At 36.5% G+C, this 820-nt stretch carries 1 protein-coding gene; it reads right to left on the reverse strand.

The window, feature by feature from the left end; all coding sequences use genetic code 11:
- Nucleotides 1-61: 61 nt before the first annotated feature.
- A partial coding sequence (locus RU96_RS12625; RefSeq protein ID WP_143350981.1) for a Spy0128 family protein occupies nucleotides 62-820 on the reverse strand: 759 nt, incomplete at its 5' end.

The following is an 820-nucleotide window of genomic DNA, read 5'->3' on the forward strand; positions in this document are numbered from 1 at the left end:
AGTCAAAGTATGAATTATTCAGGGAAATAATTAACTTTCAAAATTTTATCTTCTCGCTAAGTTACTGCTGTTTTTTAGTAAAGCGATAAAGAAAAATACTAATAACACCAAATAAGATCCACCCTCCTGTTACGATCCACCAAGAAGACTGACTACTTCCAGTTCTTGGATATTTTTTCGGTTGTGGGTTTTCCTTATTTATTACTTTCCTTGGTGTGTAAGTATTTCTAAATATTGGTTGTTTCTCATACAAAGAAGTTGCCGTCAATTTTCCATTATTATCTGTCACGTTTACCTGAGCGTTGTACTTGGTATTATCATACGTAATTGTGGCGTCGGTACCTTTTACTTCTGTAATGGTGTAATCATACGTACCCGCTTTTTCATAAGACAACGCATCAAAATAGATATTTCCATCGCCGTCATTTGTTTTTGTTTGAAGTAGTTTGCCTTCGCTATCACGCAACTCAAACGTAAATTCCCCATTTTTTAACGTCCGGCCATTCAATTTCTTCTGAGCTGTTAAAACGACACTACCAGATTTTGGCGTATACGTATTTTCAAATGTTGTATCTCCTTCATACGCAGTTTTGGCCACTAATTGCCCAGATTCATCACTCACCGTTACTTTGGCTTTTATAACTTTTTTATCATACGTAATTGTGGTGTCGGTACCTTTTACTTCGGTAATGGTGTAATCATACGTGCCCGCTTTTTCATAAGACAATGCATCAAAATAGATATTTCCATCGCTGTCATTTGTTTTTGTTTGAAGCAGTTTGCCTTCGCTATCGCGCAACTCAAACGTGAATTCCCCATT

This window comes from Enterococcus canintestini, assembly GCF_001885735.1.
GTDB classification, from domain to species: Bacteria; Bacillota; Bacilli; order Lactobacillales; family Enterococcaceae; genus Enterococcus_C; species Enterococcus_C canintestini.